This is a genomic window from Agrobacterium sp. ST15.13.015 (assembly GCF_027871645.1).
Classification (GTDB): domain Bacteria; phylum Pseudomonadota; class Alphaproteobacteria; order Rhizobiales; family Rhizobiaceae; genus Agrobacterium; species Agrobacterium leguminum.
In genome coordinates this window covers 178,885-196,751 of the sequence record NZ_JAQAHF010000002.1, presented here as the reverse complement: position 1 = coordinate 196,751, position 17,867 = coordinate 178,885, and the positions used below count along the sequence as shown (strand labels likewise).

General features: G+C 60.4%; 17 protein-coding genes and 1 tRNA gene. 2 read left to right on the top strand and 16 right to left on the bottom strand.

From position 1 onward, the window contains the following. Positions 1-26 precede the first annotated feature (26 nt). The 7 genes from PIB16_RS04170 to PIB16_RS04140 all read right to left on the bottom strand — a co-directional run bounded on the left by PIB16_RS04170 (position 27) and on the right by PIB16_RS04140 (position 8,196). Positions 27-1,037: an ABC transporter ATP-binding protein gene (locus PIB16_RS04170; protein WP_078054051.1), complete on the bottom strand. Its 1,011-nt coding sequence runs from the start codon at positions 1,035-1,037 to the stop codon at positions 27-29. Between the two features lie 12 nt (positions 1,038-1,049). Next, the gene (locus PIB16_RS04165; RefSeq protein WP_271045049.1) at positions 1,050-2,117 is read right to left on the bottom strand and encodes an ABC transporter ATP-binding protein; all 1,068 of its coding nucleotides are present in this window, start codon (positions 2,115-2,117) and stop codon (positions 1,050-1,052) included. A 139-nt stretch (positions 2,118-2,256) separates the two neighbouring features. Continuing rightward, entirely contained in the window at positions 2,257-3,162 is a 906-nt protein-coding gene (locus tag PIB16_RS04160) for an ABC transporter permease (protein WP_271045048.1), read from the bottom strand. Further along, complete coding sequence (locus PIB16_RS04155; RefSeq protein ID WP_271045047.1) at positions 3,152-4,096, bottom strand: ABC transporter permease; 945 nt, start codon at positions 4,094-4,096, stop codon at positions 3,152-3,154. The genes PIB16_RS04160 and PIB16_RS04155 overlap by 11 nt, the downstream gene beginning before the upstream one ends. Positions 4,097-4,168: 72 nt before the next feature. Continuing rightward, positions 4,169-4,657, bottom strand: a complete 489-nt coding sequence (cueR, locus tag PIB16_RS04150) for a Cu(I)-responsive transcriptional regulator (protein WP_065654034.1) — start codon at positions 4,655-4,657, stop codon at positions 4,169-4,171. Positions 4,658-4,668: 11 nt separating this feature from the next. Beyond that, positions 4,669-5,679, bottom strand: a complete 1,011-nt coding sequence (locus PIB16_RS04145; RefSeq protein ID WP_142844902.1) for a 2Fe-2S iron-sulfur cluster-binding protein — start codon at positions 5,677-5,679, stop codon at positions 4,669-4,671. A 12-nt stretch (positions 5,680-5,691) separates the two neighbouring features. After that, positions 5,692-8,196, bottom strand: coding sequence for a heavy metal translocating P-type ATPase (locus PIB16_RS04140; protein WP_271045046.1), 2,505 nt, complete (start codon positions 8,194-8,196; stop codon positions 5,692-5,694). Between the two features lie 253 nt (positions 8,197-8,449). Here PIB16_RS04140 and PIB16_RS04135 point away from each other — a divergent pair, with 253 nt between their 5' ends. Further along, on the top strand, positions 8,450-8,980 hold the full coding sequence (locus PIB16_RS04135; RefSeq protein ID WP_125145914.1) for a DUF4142 domain-containing protein: 531 nt from the start codon (positions 8,450-8,452) through the stop codon (positions 8,978-8,980). 10 nt (positions 8,981-8,990) lie between these two features. Here the strand turns inward: PIB16_RS04135 and PIB16_RS04130 are convergent. The 8 genes from PIB16_RS04130 to PIB16_RS04095 form a co-directional block, all read right to left on the bottom strand. Then, positions 8,991-9,076: transfer RNA gene (locus PIB16_RS04130), tRNA-Leu, on the bottom strand. Between the two features lie 133 nt (positions 9,077-9,209). After that, positions 9,210-9,938 (bottom strand): nuclease, encoded by a 729-nt coding sequence (locus PIB16_RS04125; RefSeq protein WP_125145913.1) that lies wholly within the window; start codon positions 9,936-9,938, stop codon positions 9,210-9,212. A gap of 163 nt (positions 9,939-10,101) precedes the next feature. Then, positions 10,102-10,635, bottom strand: a complete 534-nt coding sequence (locus PIB16_RS04120) for a MerR family transcriptional regulator (RefSeq protein ID WP_003520813.1) — start codon at positions 10,633-10,635, stop codon at positions 10,102-10,104. A 274-nt stretch (positions 10,636-10,909) separates the two neighbouring features. Beyond that, positions 10,910-11,248, bottom strand: a complete 339-nt coding sequence (locus PIB16_RS04115; protein ID WP_003502236.1) for an integration host factor subunit alpha — start codon at positions 11,246-11,248, stop codon at positions 10,910-10,912. Between the two features lie 244 nt (positions 11,249-11,492). Continuing rightward, on the bottom strand, positions 11,493-12,464 hold the full coding sequence (locus PIB16_RS04110; RefSeq protein ID WP_271045045.1) for a beta-ketoacyl-ACP synthase III: 972 nt from the start codon (positions 12,462-12,464) through the stop codon (positions 11,493-11,495). Positions 12,465-12,468: 4 nt separating this feature from the next. After that, complete coding sequence (gene plsX / locus PIB16_RS04105) at positions 12,469-13,530, bottom strand: phosphate acyltransferase PlsX (protein WP_271045044.1); 1,062 nt, start codon at positions 13,528-13,530, stop codon at positions 12,469-12,471. A 98-nt stretch (positions 13,531-13,628) separates the two neighbouring features. After that, positions 13,629-14,192, bottom strand: coding sequence for a YceD family protein (locus PIB16_RS04100; RefSeq protein ID WP_174035885.1), 564 nt, complete (start codon positions 14,190-14,192; stop codon positions 13,629-13,631). Positions 14,193-14,200: 8 nt separating this feature from the next. Beyond that, the gene (locus PIB16_RS04095) at positions 14,201-14,740 is read right to left on the bottom strand and encodes a ubiquinol-cytochrome C chaperone family protein (protein ID WP_142844845.1); all 540 of its coding nucleotides are present in this window, start codon (positions 14,738-14,740) and stop codon (positions 14,201-14,203) included. 271 nt (positions 14,741-15,011) lie between these two features. Between PIB16_RS04095 and PIB16_RS04090 the strand changes: the two genes are divergently transcribed. Further along, the gene (locus tag PIB16_RS04090; RefSeq protein WP_003520808.1) at positions 15,012-15,542 is read left to right on the top strand and encodes an outer membrane protein assembly factor BamE; all 531 of its coding nucleotides are present in this window, start codon (positions 15,012-15,014) and stop codon (positions 15,540-15,542) included. Positions 15,543-15,618: 76 nt separating this feature from the next. Here the strand turns inward: PIB16_RS04090 and PIB16_RS04085 are convergent, their stop codons facing one another. Continuing rightward, positions 15,619-17,757 carry a sodium-translocating pyrophosphatase gene (locus PIB16_RS04085; RefSeq protein ID WP_271045043.1) on the bottom strand — a complete coding sequence of 713 codons (2,139 nt, stop codon included), beginning with the start codon at positions 17,755-17,757 and terminating at the stop codon, positions 15,619-15,621. Between the last annotated feature and the right edge of the window lie 110 nt (positions 17,758-17,867).

The following is a 17,867-nucleotide window of genomic DNA, read 5'->3' as shown; positions in this document are numbered from 1 at the left end:
ACAGAAAACTGTAACTGCGTTGTCCGTCAGCCCCATTCCCGCCAGCGATGGCAGCGCGCGAAATGCTCGCCGGAAACGCCTTCCAGAACGGGTTCCACCTCGCCGCATATCTCGGTCGCATATTTGCAGCGGGTGTGGAATTTGCAGCCGTTCGGAGGATTGAGAGGGCTCGGCAGATCGCCGTCCAGAAGCATCTCCGGTGCATATAACCCCGTCTCGTCCAGCATCGACGATGCTATGAGAGCCTTGGTATAGGGGTGCTTCGGCGCCCGGAAAAGCTCCTCCCGGTCGGCGATTTCAACGACACGTCCGAGATACATCACCGCGATGCGATCGCAGAGATAACGCACTACGCGCAGATCGTGGGAAATCATCAGAACCGTCAAACCGTGACGGCGCTTCATGTCCATCAGAAGGTTCAGGATCTGCGTGCGCATTGAGGCGTCGAGCGCCGATGTCGGTTCGTCGCAGACAAGGAAGCTCGGATTGAGAAGCAGCGCGCGGCCGATGACGACGCGCTGCAACTGGCCGCCGGAACACTGGCTCGGATACCGATCGTAAAAAGAGCCGTCGAGGCCGACCTCTTCCAGCATCCGGAAAACCCGGGCCGTGCGCTCCTCGCGCGTGCCGATGCCATGCTGGGCAAGCGGCGCTTCCATGCTCTGGCCGATACGCATGCGGGGATCGAGTGCGGAATAAGGGTCCTGAAACACCAGTTGCACGACCCGGCGCATACGCCGAAGCGCCTCGCCCTGCATGTGCAGCATATCGTTCTGCCCAATGCTGACCTCGCCTTTCGTTGCGTGGGTCAGCCGCGTAATCAGCCCGGCAACCGTGCTTTTGCCGCATCCGGATTCACCGACGAGACCAAGCACTTCCCCCTCGCCGATCGTCAGGGAAACATCGTCGACGGATTTCACCACACGGTGACCGAGACCCGATATGGGATAATATTTGCAAAGGTTTTTCGCGACCACGAAGGGTCGCTTGCCGTTTTCCGCCGATGGCGGGGTCTGTGTCGTCGCTGTCGCTAGCATCGTCGCCCTCCCTCAGCAGACCGTGTGACTGGCATGATCGTGGTTGGCATGGTCGTGGCCGACCGCCCAGCACCGCGCCTTGCGTCCTTCGGGCAAGGCATTCAGATCCGGTTCCGAGGCCATGCAGCGGCCTCTCATGCCTGCCGAATTGGCAAGCGCGCAGCGCGGATGAAACCGGCAGCCGCAGGACATGTCATGGGCCTGCGCACTGGAGCCGGGGATCGTCAGCAGCTGCCCCTCGCTGTCGGTGGTCAAAAGCGAACAGCTGATGAGCGCCCTGGTATAGGGGTGCTGCGGCGCCTTGAGGATCGCCTGGGTCGGCCCCTCCTCGACGATGCGGCCGGCATACATGACCGCGATCCGGTCCGCGAAGGCGGCGACGACCGAGAGGTCATGAGTGATGAGCAGCGTGGCAAGCCGGCGCTTGCGGCGCTCGTCGTCGAGCAGTCGCAGGATTTGTGCCTGAACGGTGACATCAAGCGCCGTCGTCGGTTCGTCGGCGATCAGAAGCTGCGGATTGCCGGAGAGTGCGGCCGCAATCATCACACGTTGCGCCATGCCGCCGGAAAGCTCGTGCGCGAAGCACTGCGCCCGCGCCGATGGATCGGGAATGCCGACATCCGACAGAAGGCCGACGACCCGGTTAAGTGCGGCGTGCCGGCTCATTTTACGGTGGATCCAGAGCGGCTCGGCCACCTGCGTCCTCACCCGGCTGGTCGGGTCGAGCATGGCCTGCGGCTGCTGGAACAGCATGCTGATATCTGCGCCGCGCAGCGCATCGAGTTCGGAGGATGAAAGAGCGAGAATATCGCGACCGGCAAAGGAAATGCGGCCGGAATTGATTTCCGCGCCATGCGGCAAAAGCCGCATCAGTGACAGCGCCGTCATGCTCTTGCCCGACCCAGATTCGCCGACGAGAGCGACGACTTCTCCGGCGTTGACGGAAAGCGTCAGGCCCGAAATAACAAACTTGCGGCCATTTTGCGCCGGCACGGAAACGTGCAGGTCCTCTATCTCCAGAAGCGGTGCGCATTCAGGGGATATGGCCGTATTGGCAAGCGTTTGTCCTTCGATATTCATAAGAGTTCCCCTTATTTTTATTGAATCGGAGGCATTGCGTATTCTTCATGCGGCTTCAGACGATATTACTCTCCTTCCGGTTCCGTTGCGTCATCTATGTTTGACAATCGTCAAATCGACCATTGCCCGTTGGCAGGCGTCAATGACCGTTGGTTTTCTTCGTTTCCAGGTTCAGGCCATGGCCGATCCACGTCACGCTGAGCGCCGCCAGGAAAATCGCCAGACCCGGTGCAATGACGAGAACGGGCATCCGTTCCGCATAAGCCTGCGCATCGGCCAGCATCAGCGCCCAGTCGGCGGCCGGCGGCTGTACGCCAAGGCCCAGAAACGACAATCCGCCCACCGTTATCAGCTTGTGGCCAAAGCGCAGGAACGCCACGGCCGCGATGGGCCAGATCGTGTTGGGAATGATATGCCGGAAGATGATGAAGCGCCGTGTGCAGCCGAGCACCTCTGCCGCGCGGATATATTCGCGGGAATTGATCGACAGCGTCAGCCCCCGCGCCAGCCGCGCAAAAGGTGTCCAGCCAACGATGGTCAGCGATGCGATCAGCGTGCCATATCCCGGACCGAAGATTGCGACGAGGAAAATCGCGATCACCACGTCCGGTATGGCGATGAGCAGGTCCACGATGCGCATCAGCACTTCGTCGACGATGCCGCGGCTGCGGCCGCTGATGATGCCGATGAAGGTTCCGATCACCACCGACAGAATGACGGTGATGGCGGCAATCGTGACCGTGAAGCGGCCGCCGATCAACAGCCGGCTCAAGACATCGCGCCCGAGATGGTCCGTCCCAAGCCAATAGGCGGCGCCCGGCGCATTCAGCCTGAGCCGAAGGCTCTGCTTTGCCGGATCATAGGGCGAAATCCACGGCGCGATCACCAGCAGCAGGATGATGACGAGAAAAATCGCCGATCCCGCATAGAAGGTCCAGTGCCGGCGGCGGATGAAATCCGTGAAGCGGGCGAGGTTCGAAGGGCGCTTGGGCGTGGTCATCGGCATGGCGGCGGCAGACGCGCTCGGGAAGTGGCTAATGGTCATGGTGAGCTCGCATTGCTGGATTGATCAGGACATAAAAGCTGTCGGCGAGGGTATTGATCAGGATGGAGAGCGCCACGATGCAGATGAAACCGCCCTGCAGCATCGGAATATCGCGATTGACCACGGCGTCGTAGAGAAGCCGGCCCATGCCGGGAATGGCGAAGATCACTTCCACGACCACAGATCCGCCAAGCAGGCCGGCAAGCCACAGGGCGAAGAAGGTGACCACCGGCAGCGAGCCGTTGCGGATGCCGTGGCGCATGACCGTGCCATGCATGCCGAGACCGCGGCTGCGGGCCGCCGTGATATAGGGCGCGCGCAGAACTTCGGCCATTGCCGCACGCGTCACCTGGGTGAAATAGGCAAGCGGCCGCAGCGTCAGGGTCAGCGCAGGAAGCACCAGCGAACGCCAGCTATCCCATCCGGCCGAGGGCAGCCAGCCGAGATAGAGCGCGAAGACCAGCGCCGACATCGGCGCAAACCAGTATTCGGGCGTTGCAACGAAGGTCTGGATCATCAGCGTCGCGAAATTGTCCAGCCGACCGCCGGGACGCATCGCCGCCAGAGTGCCGAGCGGCAGGGCGACAGCCACCGCGACCGCCAGCGCCGTCAGCGCCAGCGTCACCGACACCCAGAGCGACCGCAAAAGCTCGGCGGCGACCGGCTGGCTGCTGGTGAAGGAAAATCCGAGATCGCCCCGCAGCGCGCCCGACGACCAGGCGAAATATTGCACATAGAGCGGGCGGTCCAGTCCGAGGCTGACCCTGAGCGCCTCGACCGCATGCGGATCGAGCGCCGTATCTCGCATGCGCGACATGAGAATGGTGCGGGCCGGATCGCCGCCCGCCATATAGGGCAGAAGAAACGCGATGACGGACACGATCGCCAGCATCAGGCACAGAATAAGGAAGCGCTGTATTATCTGTATCCACATGGCTTGGTCTCCTTCACCACAATTGGCGTCTGCACTGCAATCCACGCCCGTTTCCCAAAGGAAAACGGCCGCTTATTTCACCGGGCGCTGTAGATCCATCACCGGACCGGAAGTGCCCTTCAGCATTCCGGTGCGCTTGGGCACGATGGCCACGGTCGTAAAATCGATATCCTCGGCATGGGCGAGATCATGAATGATCGGGCAATCCGGCTCTCCGTTGTCAGGGCAATAGTTTGCGAGATTTCGCAGCGTGTCGGCCATCTCGCGAAGCGTATGCATCTTCGCTTCCAGATCGACGACATGTTCCATGACGATGCGTTTGACATCGCATGAGGCGCCGCCCGGATCGCGCCAGAGCGTCATCAGCTGCCTGATCTTTTCGATGGAAAAACCGAGATCGCGTCCGCGCCGGATGAAACGCAGCGTTTCCAGATCATTGGCCGTATAGACCCTGTATCCGGACTCCGTGCGGTTTGCCGATTTGATCAGGCCGATTGTCTCGTAATGCCTGATCATCTTCGCAGAAACACCGGATGCGGTGGCGGCTGTGCCAATATTCATCGATCCTGCTCCTATCTTTCCGGGGTGAAAAACACGTCTGCATGAATGTCGGCGGTGCGCATGCCGCGCGCCAGAAGCTGTGGCACCGTCGCCTCGATCATGGCCGGCGGGCCTGCAATATAGGCTTTCCAGCCATCGAGATCGTCGAAATCATCCGCCACGGCCGCACCGACATAACCGCACCGGATATCGGCATGTTCCTCATGCGAGAGAACCGGAACGAAACTCAGATTGCCATGCCGGGCGGCAAGATCGCCGAAGCGGTCGAGCATATAGAGATCACGCTCGGCGCGCGCGCCGAAATAGACATGAACCGGTCGTTCGCGGCCTGTTGCGAGCGCCGCCTCGACAACTGCCTTGACCGGAGCGAGCCCCGAACCGCCAGCAATGCCGAGGATCGGCCCGCAATGTTTTTCCCGCAGGAACGAAGAGCCGAAAGGCCCGACTATCGTGACGGGGTCACCCGCGCTTGCGAGCGAGAAGATGCGGCCGCTCGTCATGCCGCCGGGAACATGCCGGATGTGGAATTCAATCAGTTCCTCATCCACCCTGCTGGCAATGGAATAATCGCGCGGCGAACAGTCGGGATAAAGCAGCCGCACATATTGTCCGGGTTTGAAGGTAAACTGCCCGCGATCGTCAAGCCGGATGCGGATGAGCTTGATATCGTGCGTGGCATCCACCACTTCCGCAACCACGCCCTTAAAGCGGCCGGTCGGAATATCGGCGATCTCATCCGCCCCGTCGAGCCAGCTGATGGTCATGTCGCTCAACGGCACGGCCCGGCAGGCAAGCGTCAGGCCATCGGCTTTTTCCTCTTCGGTCAAGGAGAAGGGCGTATGCTTGAGGAGATCGATTTCGCCGGAAATGAGATGCGACTTGCAGGCGCCGCAGCGGCCCATGCGACAACCATGCGGATAAGTAACCCCTGCGGCCAGTGCGGCCTGAAGCACGGTCTCACCCTGCGCCGCCATGATGCTGCGTCCGATCTGCGGCAGATAGATTGTGTTGCCGGGCGTCATCATGTCCGCCTCCTATTCGGCCGCTGCGAGCTGCATGCCGGACGATCTGTCCACCAGCGGCGCGCGGAAGCTTTTCAGGCGCAGCGCGTTCGTCAATACGAAGACGCTGGAAAGCGCCATGGCTCCGGCGGCAAGGACAGGCGACAGCAGAACGCCGTTGACAGGATACAATATTCCGGCCGCCACGGGAACGAGAGCGGCATTGTAAGCAAAGGCCCAGAACAGATTCTGGCCGATATTGCGGATCGTGGCCTTGGAGAGCGCGATGGCGTTGGCGACGCCGCGCAAATCGCCGGACATCAGCACCACATCGGCGCTTTCAATGGCGACATCCGTGCCCGTGCCGATGGCAAGGCCGACATCAGCGGCGGCCAGCGCCGGCGCATCGTTGATGCCATCGCCGACAAAGGCGACACGTCGCCCGCCGGCAGCAAGCCTCTTGACGGCCTCCACCTTGCCGTCGGGCAGAACTTCCGCCACCACCTCGTCAATGCCGAGCCGACGGGCGATGGCTTCAGCGGTGCGGCGATTGTCACCCGTGATCATCGTGACCTTGAGGCCGAGCGCATGCAGCGCCGCAATCGCCTCCGGGGTCGTCTGCTTGACTGGATCGGCAACCGCGACGATCGCGGCCAGCCTGCCATCGACGGCGGCGTAGAGCGGCGACTGCCCTTCCCTGCCCAGCCGCTCGGCATCGTCTGCGAACATCGCGACATCGTAACCGAGCTTGGCCATGAACCGGTCCGCGCCCGCTTCCACCCTTCGGCCGTCAACCGTTGCCGCAACACCAAAACCGGGGGTCGCCTCGAAGCCTTCCGCATCGGCAAGCGTCAGGCCGCCATGTTTTGCAGCCTCGACGATCGCTTCGGCAATCGGATGTTCGGAATGGCTCTCCAGCGAGGCGACGAGGCGCAACACCTCATCCGCACCGAAGCCCTCTGTCGTGGTAAAATGCACCAGTTTCGGTTTGCCGAGCGTCAGGGTGCCGGTCTTGTCGACGGCGATCACATCGGCATCCCGGAGCGTCTGGAGCGCATCGCCGCGGCGGAACAGCACGCCCATTTCGGCGGCGCGGCCGGTGCCGACCATGATCGAGGTCGGCGTGGCAAGGCCCATGGCGCAGGGACAGGCGATAATGAGCACCGCAACCGCATTGACGAGTGCAAAGGTCAAGGCCGGATCGGGCCCGAACGTGAACCAGATGATGAAGGTGGCGAGCGCTGCCAGCATCACCGCCGGCACGAACCAGTTGGTTACTTTGTCCACCAGCGCCTGAATGGGCAGCTTGTCGGCCTGCGCCTCCTCGACCATGCGGATGATCTGGGCGATCAGCGTATCGGCGCCGACCTTGGTGGCGCGGAAGGTGAAAGAACCGTTGCGGTTGACCGTGCCGCCGACGACTTCGGAACCCGCCGCCTTGGTGACCGGCACCGGTTCGCCCGTGATCATCGATTCATCGACATAAGAAGAGCCGCTGAGGACCAGCCCATCGACCGGCACTTTCTCGCCGGGCCGAACCACGATCACATCGCCGGTGCGCACATCCTGCAACGGCACATCGATGGTTTCGCCATCGCGCAGCACGCGGGCGGACTTGGCCTGCAGGCCGACCAGCCGCTTTATAGCCTCGCTGGTGCGGCCTTTGGCGCGCGCTTCCAGAAAACGTCCGAGAAGGATGAGCGTGACGATGACCGCCGCCGCCTCGTAATAGACATTGGCCGTGCCGCTCGGCAGGACTTTGGGCATGAAGGTTGCGACAACCGAAAATCCCCAGGCAGCGGCGGTGCCCAGCACGACGAGCGAATTCATGTCCGGCGCCAACCGCAGAAGTGCGGGTATGCCCTTTTTGAAGAAGCGCAGGCCGGGCCCGAACAGAACCAGCGTCGTCAGCGCAAATTGCAGATACCAGCTTTCCTGCATGCCGACCGTTTCCATCACGAAATCATGGATGGCAGGCACCAGATGCGACCCCATTTCCAGCACGAAAACGGGTAGCGTCAGAACAACGGCGACGGCGAGGCTGATTTTGAGGCTGCGCAGTTCCGCCTCGCGCTTGTCCTGCTCTCCATCTCTGGCTTTGTCGGCAACAACCTCGTTCGCCTTATAGCCCGCCCGCTGGATGGCGTCCGCCAGATTGGCCGCAGAGGCGGCGTTGCCGGCGACGCGGACGGTGGCGCGTTCCGTCGCCAGATTGACGCTTGCACCGGAAACACCGGAAACGGCCTTCAACGCCTTTTCGACACGTCCGACGCAGGAGGCGCAGGTCATGCCCTCAATATCGAGTTCGATGGTTTTCTCTTCGACGCTGTAACCGGCCTGCCGCACCGCCTCGATAACGGCCGGCACATCCGGCGGCCCGGAAAAGGAAATGTCGGCACGTTCCGTTGCCAGATTGACCGAAGCTTTCAGAACGCCCGGGACCTTGGCAATCGCCTTTTCAACGCGGCCGACACAGGAGGCGCATGTCATGCCATCGATCGCAATCTGATGACTCGCCCGGATCTCCATTTGTGACATGCGTATGACCCCTCTTTTCTTGTGTTAAAAAAAAGATAGGGCTTCCCATCGTGGCAAGGTCAATAGGTTCTTTTTGATGATTTTCAGGTGACGATGCAGCGCACGTGAACGGGCGTTTTCCTGCCCGCAATGATGGAAAAATGGAAGTATTCCAAAGAGAAACGGCTGCGACGGAAGGTTTCTTTAGCGCCATGCGGGAACAATCCTTCCGCACCTCGGTTGGAAATGCCTCTAACCATCAGGAGGCAGATTGATGAAGAACACCATTTTCTCGTTAGCGCTCGCGCTGGTCGCCAGCACCGCCATGGCACAGTCCGCAACGGAGTCCACGGGCGTTAATTCCGCGCTCGGCGTTGCGCCCAAAACCGAAGACTTCATCCTGCAGGTTTCCGCAAGCGATCTCTTTGAAATCGAATCGAGCAAGCTTGCACTGACCAAAGGCGATGAGGCTATCAAGGCTTTCGCGCAGCAGATGATCACCGAACATGAAAAGACCAGCGCGGACTTAAAGGCTCTTCTCTCCGGCGACAAAGTAACGGGAACGCCCACGACCGCTCTGACTGACGATCACAAGGAAGAAATCGACGATCTGGCCAAACTCAACGGCGCGGAATTCAACGAGGAATACGTCGATGATCAGGTCGATGCGCACGAGGATGCGGTGGATCTTTTCAAACGATACGCTGACGGCGGCGAAAATGTCGAGCTAAAGGCATGGGCGGCAAAAACCCTGCCGGCACTGCAACACCACCTGGAAATGGCCCAAGGTCTGGATAAGAAGTAAGGATGAGAGGTGGTGCGGACGGCGGGACTTGAACCCGCAAGACCAATGGTCGGCAGATTTTAAGTCTGCTGCGTCTACCGATTTCGCCACGTCCGCATTACCGCGCCTTACACCTTGCAGGCAAGCGCTGTAAAAAATCCGTCGTCTCCACGGCAGTCGGCCCAACGGCCGATCCCAAACGCGACGGAGCCTCATCTACACAGGCCGGGCGGTTTCGGTCAACGGGGCCTTAGCCACACCAGGACTGATTTTTTGCGGAGATCGGATGCGCCAGCCCCTCCCGTATTAGCTGATCGGCGAAGGATACGCCCGAACGCGAAAGCCGTTTGCGTTCCGTGGCTTGTCCGTCTGCAGCAGTGGACGACGCCACATCGAAGGCGCCGGCGTTCAGCATATCGCGAAGCCTGACCTTTGCAATGAAACCACGCTGGCGTTCTTCCATACAGCGCGCTCGGTCGATTTGCGGAACGTCGATGCCGGCGATCTGCATCTTCACACCCTTCATCCAGAACGTGTTGCCATCAGCCACGCAATTGTTGAGGCCGGAACGACCGCAAAAGGCAAAAGTACCGCTTTTTTCACCGAGCGAGATTTTTTCGACCGAAGGGCGCGTTTCCGGCAGGATAGCGGCAACCTGGCTCGGCTGCGAGGCGGATGGCATGGCGATCGGGCGCGGCGGCACCGGGCCGTTGCCGGGCAGAGCCGGCGATGCGGGGCGAATGGACGCCACTTTCTCCGGCGTGACGGAATCGCGCTTGGCCGCCGTCGCTACTTTCGAAGAACTCGTGGCCGGAGATGTCGCCTTTGCAACATGCCGCTGCGGCAAAAGACTGTCGCGATGTTCGTAAGCCTGAATACCGCCGGCAACGACGCCCAGCATCAGCACCCAGGGCCAAACGCTGCCGCCACCCGATTTCTTCGCCGTGCGGCGTCGTGCTGTCGATTTTCGATTGCTCACGATCGGACTCCTTCTTACGGAGCCGCATTATCGGGCAAAGGAGTTTCCGAAAGGTTGGCATTGCCGGGTGTTTTCGTTTTTCGGAGAATCGGGAAAACGACCTAACCCCTTGTTTTCTCGATTTCCCGAATGGAAAGCACGCAAATGAGCTGTGGATAAACCCTCAGCGAACCTGATCGAGAAGGCGCTTGCATTCGAGGAGATCGAACAGGGCTTCCTGCAAAAGCGCCTGATCATCCTTGCCGATGCTCGACTTGCCGACCGATATTTCCGCATCGCCGCCGCCACCGCCGAAGCCGAAAAAACGGCCGCTTGGCTTGGCCTTCGGACGGCCGACGACCTCGTCCCCATCGGTATCGACGACGCGCGGTTCGGCGACTTCCTTTTCACCGCTCGCCGCCATGATGGCTTCCATGGTCGCAAGATCACCGGAGGCGATGGCCGCCACGAAGCGGTTGCCATTGGCTTTCAGCAGCTTCTGTACGCCCTTGATGGTGTAGCCGTGGTCATAAAGAAGGTGACGAATGCCCTTCAGGAGATCGATATCGTCAGGACGGTAATAACGGCGGCCCCCGCCCCGTTTCATCGGCTTGATCTGCGGAAAGCGTGTTTCCCAGAAACGCAGCACATGCTGCGGCAGGTTCAGCTCATCCGCCACTTCACTGATCGTCCGAAACGCGTCGGGGCTTTTATCCAAATTTCCACTCCCATCCGAACCGGAGCGCCATGCATCCGGCCGGACACTGAACGAGAACGCTTTTCTCCCGCCGGTCAAACACCGCGCAAAGTCGGTTACGACCCCGCGCCGACGCCGTTGCGGCGAGATACAAATCACTAAAATTGATTATGATGTGAGTCGACCGGATTTCAACGGCTTGCACGTTGAAATTCAAGTATGTTCACAAGAAGAATGGGGAAAAAGGCTTGCGATACGGCAAAAAAGGCGTGTTGCTTAGACCTTGAGAGAGGGATTACGCCCCGGCCTTCTGGCCCTTCTGCTTGGCCTTGCGTGCCGTATGGGCCTTCAAGATGCGCTGCTTCAGCACGTTCGAGGCCTTGAAGGTCATGACGCGACGTGGGGAAATCGGCACTTCCTCACCCGTCTTCGGGTTGCGGCCGATACGCTCGTTCTTTTCCCGGATCTGGAATGTCGCGAAGGAAGAGAGCTTGACGACTTCGCCGCGGGTGATCGCGTTGCATATTTCGTCAATGATCGTTTCGACCAGTTCGGCGGATTCGGTGCGGGACAGCCCGACTTTACGAAACACAGATTCTGCAAGATCTGCGCGTGTCACTGTCTTCCCGGCCATTTTTCCCCGCAAACCGTGTCTGAACTCTTCTCTAGGAGCCGCCGAGATTATTTCCCTTGTGGCGACCGGTCAAGGGATTGTTCCAGATTCATTTGAGGCTTTCGGCAATCAGTGCAAGGGCTTAGAGCGAGTGATACGGTTTTGACACAGGCTCCGGCCGCTCCGGCGCTTCCGATCGGGGCGTGAGCGCGAAAATCACAACCGATTTCGCGCCAGCGCCCCGGCAAATGCGGAAATCAGGCCTTTACCAGCGCAGCAGCACCGCGCCCCAGGTGAAGCCGCCGCCCATGGCCTCCAGCATGACCAGATCGCCCTTCTTGATGCGTCCGTCACCAGCGGCAACGGCGAGCGCCAGCGGAATGGAGGCGGCCGAGGTATTGCCGTGCTGATCGACGGTTATCACGACCTTCTCCGGATCGATGTTGAGCTTCTTCGCAGAGCCGTCGATGATGCGCTTGTTCGCCTGATGCGGAACCAGCCAGTCGAGATCGTCGGACGTCGTGCCCGTTGCCTCGAAGGCCTGTTCGATGACGTCGGTGATCATGCCGACGGCGTGCTTGAACACTTCCCGGCCTTCCATGCGCAGATGACCGACGGTGCCTGTGGTGGAAGGTCCGCCATCGACATAGAGCTTTTCCTTGTGCGAGCCGTCGGAGCGAAGCTGCGCCGTCAGAATGCCGCGATCGGCAGAAGTGCCCTCGCCTTCGCCGGCCTCCAGAACCAGCGCGCCGGCGCCGTCGCCGAAGAGAACGCAGGTGGCGCGGTCCTTCCAATCGAGGATGCGCGAGAAGGTTTCGGAGCCGATCACCAGAACGCGCTTGGCCATGCCGCCGCGAATATAGAGATCGGCGGTCGATACTGCATAAACGAAACCAGAGCAGACGGCCTGCATGTCGAAGGCGAAACCATGGGTCATGCCAAGGCGGTTCTGGATGTTCACCGCCGTTGCCGGAAAGGTGTTATCCGGGGTCGAGGTGGCCAGAATGATGAGGTCGATATCGTCGGGCGTCAGGCCGGCATTGTCGAGCGCGGCGCGCGCTGCCGCTTCGCCGAGCGACGCGGTGGTTTCACCTTCGCCGGCGATATAGCGCTGCTTGATGCCCGTGCGCTGCACGATCCATTCGTCGGAAGTCTCGACGACCCCTTCAATTTCGCTGTTGGTCATGACACGCTTCGGAAGCGCTGCCCCGAAACCACGAACTATAGAGCGGATCATTCCCTTATTCCTCGTCAGCCACGAGAGCTTCGGGCGCCGGGGGCGGAAGCCGTCTTGCGTGGTAAATCTTCAGATCATTTTCAATCTTGGCCGTCAGGCCGTTGTGGACCATGTCGTAGCCGACATCGACGGCGGAGGCAAAACCAATGGCATCCGTGCCGCCATGGCTCTTGATGACAATGCCGTTCAGGCCCAGAAACACGCCGCCATTGACCTTGCGCGGGTCCATCTTTTCCCTGAGTACGTCGAAGGCGCTTTTCGCCAGAATATAACCGATCTTGGCGAAGAAGCTGCGGGAGATCGCCTCGCGCAGCAGCGTGGTGATCTGGCGGGCGGTGCCTTCGGCGGCCTTGAGTGCGATGTTGCCGGTGAAACCTTCGGTCACCACCACATCCACAGTGCCCTTGCCGATATCGTCGCCTTCGACGAAACCGCGATAATCGATGGTGGCGAGATCGGCCTCGCGGATGAGACGCCCGGCCTCGCGAACCTCTTCCTGACCCTTGACCTCCTCGACGCCGACATTGAGCAGGCCGACGGTCGGACGGTCGATATCGAAAAGCGCACGGGCCATGGCGCCGCCCATCAGGGCGAAATCCAGCAGCTGCTGGGAATCGGCGCCTATGGTCGCGCCGATGTCGAGCACGATGCTTTCGCCCTTCAGCGTCGGCCAGATGCCGGCGATTGCCGGGCGTTCCACCCGCGCCATGGTGCGCAAACAGAATTTCGCCATGGCCATCAGCGCGCCGGTATTGCCGGCGGAAACGGCGACATCCGCCTCGCCGAGCTTCACGGCTTCGATGGCGCGCCACATGCTGGAGACGTAGCGGCCACGGCGCAGCGCCTGGCTCGGCTTCTCGTCCATGCTGACCGAGACTTCACAATCGTGAAAGACCGACTTTTCCCGAAGCGCGGGATATTGTGCCAGAATGGGGTCGCATTTGCTCTTCTGCCCGTAGAGCAGAAAAGTTACATCGTTGTGCCGTTCAAGTGCCTTGGCGGCACCGGGCATGGCAACATCTGGGCCGAAATCGCCACCCATGACGTCAATTGCAATTCTGATCACTCGTCCCTTATCCTTCTTCCCGCCAATCAGCGGTTTTGCGCGAAAATACCTTTTCCGGCCTTCGTTACAATAAAATTATTTCAGCCCAACGGGGCCATTCAGTCTTTTTTCCAATCTTTGAGCACGGCAAAAGGCGACGGGCGCTTTTCTTCTTCAGGCTCTTTTTCGGCCGCTTCGGCAAATTCCGCATCCGCTTTGCGCGGATAGGGATCGATCGCGAGCGCCGCAAATTCGGCAACCACCGCGCCGACATCGATGCTGTCGCCGGTGAACTGGTCGGGAATATCCGGGCCGTCGGGGTCGAGCACGATCTCGCCTTCCTCATTGGTCACCATCCGCGCCAGTTTCGAACCTTCCGGAACGAAAATCTGCTCGACTGGCTCGTCGATCTTGCTCGAGACCGGCTCCAGCGTGACGACGCAGGATTGCGTTACCGCCGCATGCACTTCGCCCTTGATCTTCACGCCATCCTTCTTCCAGCGGGAAACCTGCAGCTCCGCCTTCAGATATTCGACGGAAACCACATTCCAGAATTTCGCCAGCGCCTTCAGTTCCTCGGCACTGGCTTCGAGACCAATCCTGACCGGATTGGCGGAAATATGGCCTACCTTTACGGGATAGGAAAAAGGCAGGTCGTCATTTGCAGGGTGTCGCGCGTTCATCGTGAACCTCATCGTCCAGGCAAGGGCAGCGTCAGGCTTCCGGTTGCTATTGTGTCTTCGGACTGGGCGGCAAGTTGCGTGGATGCGTCCATCATCCAGGCTGCCAGCCCCTCCATATCGGGCGCCTTCTCATCTACCTGCGGATATATATTGCGCCGGAGCGCCGCGGCAAGGGCAACGCGGTCGGAAGCATCCAGCGCCGCCGCATAGGATTCGAGCCGCCCATAAAACATGCCGGCGAATTTCTTCATGCGCTTCGGCACGCCCTGATCGCCGATTCCCAGTTCGCGGATGGAATGATCGAGGTCCTGAAAAAAGGCGTCGACGATCTCCTGGGCAATTTCCTGCCCGCTGACATCGGAGGATTTGGTGCGGCGGAAATAGAGAATCATGATGACCGACAGCATCTCGAAGCGGCCCATGACCGTATCGGGAACACCGAGATCGAGATAGAAAGCGGGCGTGCGGGCAGCGGCGGTCAAAGTCGCATATTGCCGGTCGACAATGGCGCGATTGTTGTTTTTCTTCTTGAACAGCCCGAATATCATCGTTTTTTTTCCGAACGGGACGGGTGAATTCGCTTACCGCCCATCGCACTTGTTGCATGATCGTCAAAGCTGGTTTACCGAAGCATCCACGAATTGCAATGCTGTCGCGGTCACGTTCGTCTTTCGCCTGAAACAGTCGAAGAGAACCGGAGGAGTTCCAAAAGACCGGGAAAGCATTGAATTTGGGGAGTGACCGGGATTTTCCGTCCCCGGATTGACACAATCATGTGCACAGACACTGTGCACCACGCAATGCCGGAAGGTGCCATTCATGATCGCAGTCGGGGAAAAGCAGTTGAGCAAGCAGAAATCCGCAAGTCACGGCAATGTTCTGAGCAAGACCGCCATCGCAATCGTGCTCGCATCCGGCCTGCTTTCCGCCTGCAGCAGCACGACCGATGTGTTCCATAACGGCTACGTCATGGACGAGCAGTCGCTTCAGCTGATCCCGGAAGGTTCGAGCCGCGAGCAGGTTCTGCTGACCATGGGCACGCCCTCCACCACCGCGACCTTCGGCAACGAGGTTTTCTATTACATCTCGCAGAAGCGCGTGCGCCGCGCGGCCTTCATGAAGCCGGCGCTGGTCGAGCAGAACATTCTCGCGATCTACTTCAACAAGGACGGCGTGATCGAGCGCAAGGCCAACTATACGCTGCAAGACGGCAAGGTCTTCGACACGATTTCGCGCACCACGCCGACGGGCGGCAAGGACCTCACCTTCCTGCAGCAGCTGCTTTCCGGCGGCACCTCGGGCGCCAATATCGCCAAGAGCATTCTCGGTCAGGGCAACAACACCCCCTGATCGGAAGAAGAAACGGAAAATTCAAAGGCCCGGGGATCGCTCCCCGGGCCTTTTTCATTTGTCGGAACCCAAGCCCTCAGTGGGCAAGAACCGCCAGCAGCAGCAGCGCCACGATATTGGTGATCTTGATCGCCGGGTTGACGGCCGGACCGGCGGTATCCTTGTAGGGATCGCCGACCGTATCGCCCGTCACCGACGCCTTGTGGGCGTCCGAACCCTTGACGTGGCGCACGCCGTCCTTGTCGATGAAACCGTCTTCGAAGCTCTTCTTGGCATTGTCCCACGCACCGCCACCGGAGGTCATGGAAATCGCCACGAAGAGGCCGTTGATGATGACGCCGAGCAGCGATGCGCCAAGGGCCGCGAAGGCCGACGCCTTGGAGCCGGAAATGGCCAGCACGCCGAAATAAACGAAGAGCGGCGCCAGAACCGGCAGGAGCGACGGGATGACCATTTCCTTGATCGCCGCCCGTGTCAGCAGGTCCACGGCCTTGCCGTAATCAGGCTTTTCCGTTCCGGCCATGATGCCGGGCTTTTCGCGGAACTGGCGGCGCACTTCCTCGACAATCGAGCTTGCCGCCTTGCCCACCGCCGTCATGGCGATACCGCCGAAGAGATAGGGGATGAGGCCGCCGAACAGCAGGCCGGCAACCACGTAAGGATTGGCGAGGCTGAAGGAAATCTCGCCAATGTCCTTGAAGTAGGGATAGGTATCGCCATTGGCGGCGAAATAGGAAAGGTCATTGGCATAGGCGGCGAACAGCACCAGTGCGCCGAGACCGGCCGAACCGATGGCATAACCCTTGGTGACGGCCTTGGTGGTGTTGCCGACGGCGTCCAGCGCATCGGTCGCCTTGCGAACGTCAGGATCGAGACCGGCCATTTCGGCGATACCGCCGGCATTGTCCGTGACCGGGCCGAAGGCGTCGAGCGCCACGATCATGCCGGCAAGGCCGAGCATGGCGGTGACCGCGATGCCGGTGCCGAACAGGCCGCCGAGCTGGTAGGTGCCGATGATGCCGCCGACGATGACGATGGCCGGCAGCGCCGTCGATTCCAGCGAAACCGCAAGGCCCTGGATGACATTGGTGCCATGACCGGTGACAGACGCCTGGGCGATGGAGTTGACCGGCCGCTTGTTGGTGCCGGTATAATATTCGGTGATGACGACGATCAGCGCCGTCACGACAAGACCGACCAATCCGCAGAAGAAGAGATTGGTGCCGGTGATTTCCATGCCGGCCACCGTGCCCACCACTCCCCAGCCGACCGTCGCATGAGTGGCGACTGCAAGACCGGCAACCGAGAAGACGCCGGTGGCGATGAGGCCCTTGTAGAGCGCCCCCATGATTGAATTGTTGGTGCCGAGCTTCACGAAGAAGGTGCCGGCAATCGAGGTCAGGATGCAGGCGCCGCAGATCGCCAGCGGATAGACCATGGCGCTTTCCAGTATCGGCGTTCCGGCAAAGAAGATTGCGGCGAGAACCATGGTCGCGACGACAGAGACGGCATAGGTCTCGAAGAGGTCAGCCGCCATGCCGGCGCAATCGCCGACATTGTCGCCGACATTGTCGGCAATGGTTGCGGGGTTGCGCGGGTCGTCCTCGGGAATGCCGGCCTCCACCTTGCCCACGAGATCGCCGCCGACATCGGCACCCTTGGTGAAGATGCCGCCGCCGAGGCGGGCGAAGATGGAAATCAGCGATGCGCCGAAGCCGAGCGACACCAGCGCATCGATCACCTCACGCGATCCGGCCGGATGGCCCATCACCGAAGTGAGGATGAAATAATAGATGGAGACGCCGAGAAGCGCGAGACCCGCCACCAGCATGCCGGTGATGGCGCCCGACTTGAAAGCGATATCAAGACCGGCAGAAAGGCTGTGCGAGGCGGCCTGCGCGGTGCGCAGATTGGCGCGCACGGAGACATGCATGCCGACGAAGCCGGCGACGCCTGAAAGCACCGCGCCGACGAGGAAGCCGATGGCTGCCATGGATGACAGAAGATACCAGGCCAGAATGGCGACTATCAGTCCGACGATGGCGATGGTGAGATATTGACGGGTGAGATAAGCCTGCGCACCTTCACGGATAAAACCTGCTATTTCACGCATACGCTCGTTGCCCTGATCGGCATCGAGAACGCTTTTGGTGGCCCATACCGCGTAAACCACGGACAGGACACCGCATAAAATTACTATGGGTATTACGGTCATGCGCACTTACCTCCCAAAAGGCCGGGTCTCACTCCCTCCCCGGCGTGGCGAAACCTTGTGCAGGGAGATGCGGACGGCCTGTCCCAAATCCCGTCTTGGGCATTTGTTCC

Coding starts and splice junctions, on each gene's coding strand:
- PIB16_RS04170 (WP_078054051.1), bottom strand. CDS start 1,037: ATGCTAGCGACAGCGACGACACAGACCCCGCCATCGGCGGAAAACGGC.
- PIB16_RS04165 (WP_271045049.1), bottom strand. CDS start 2,117: ATGAATATCGAAGGACAAACGCTTGCCAATACGGCCATATCCCCTGAA.
- PIB16_RS04160 (WP_271045048.1), bottom strand. CDS start 3,162: ATGACCATTAGCCACTTCCCGAGCGCGTCTGCCGCCGCCATGCCGATG.
- PIB16_RS04155 (WP_271045047.1), bottom strand. CDS start 4,096: ATGTGGATACAGATAATACAGCGCTTCCTTATTCTGTGCCTGATGCTG.
- cueR (WP_065654034.1), bottom strand. CDS start 4,657: ATGAATATTGGCACAGCCGCCACCGCATCCGGTGTTTCTGCGAAGATG.
- PIB16_RS04145 (WP_142844902.1), bottom strand. CDS start 5,679: ATGACGCCCGGCAACACAATCTATCTGCCGCAGATCGGACGCAGCATC.
- PIB16_RS04140 (WP_271045046.1), bottom strand. CDS start 8,196: ATGTCACAAATGGAGATCCGGGCGAGTCATCAGATTGCGATCGATGGC.
- PIB16_RS04135 (WP_125145914.1), top strand. CDS start 8,450: ATGAAGAACACCATTTTCTCGTTAGCGCTCGCGCTGGTCGCCAGCACC.
- PIB16_RS04115 (WP_003502236.1), bottom strand. CDS start 11,248: ATGGCCGGGAAGACAGTGACACGCGCAGATCTTGCAGAATCTGTGTTT.
- PIB16_RS04110 (WP_271045045.1), bottom strand. CDS start 12,464: ATGATCCGCTCTATAGTTCGTGGTTTCGGGGCAGCGCTTCCGAAGCGT.
- PIB16_RS04100 (WP_174035885.1), bottom strand. CDS start 14,192: ATGAACGCGCGACACCCTGCAAATGACGACCTGCCTTTTTCCTATCCC.
- PIB16_RS04095 (WP_142844845.1), bottom strand. CDS start 14,740: ATGATATTCGGGCTGTTCAAGAAGAAAAACAACAATCGCGCCATTGTC.
- PIB16_RS04090 (WP_003520808.1), top strand. CDS start 15,012: ATGATCGCAGTCGGGGAAAAGCAGTTGAGCAAGCAGAAATCCGCAAGT.
- PIB16_RS04085 (WP_271045043.1), bottom strand. CDS start 17,757: ATGACCGTAATACCCATAGTAATTTTATGCGGTGTCCTGTCCGTGGTT.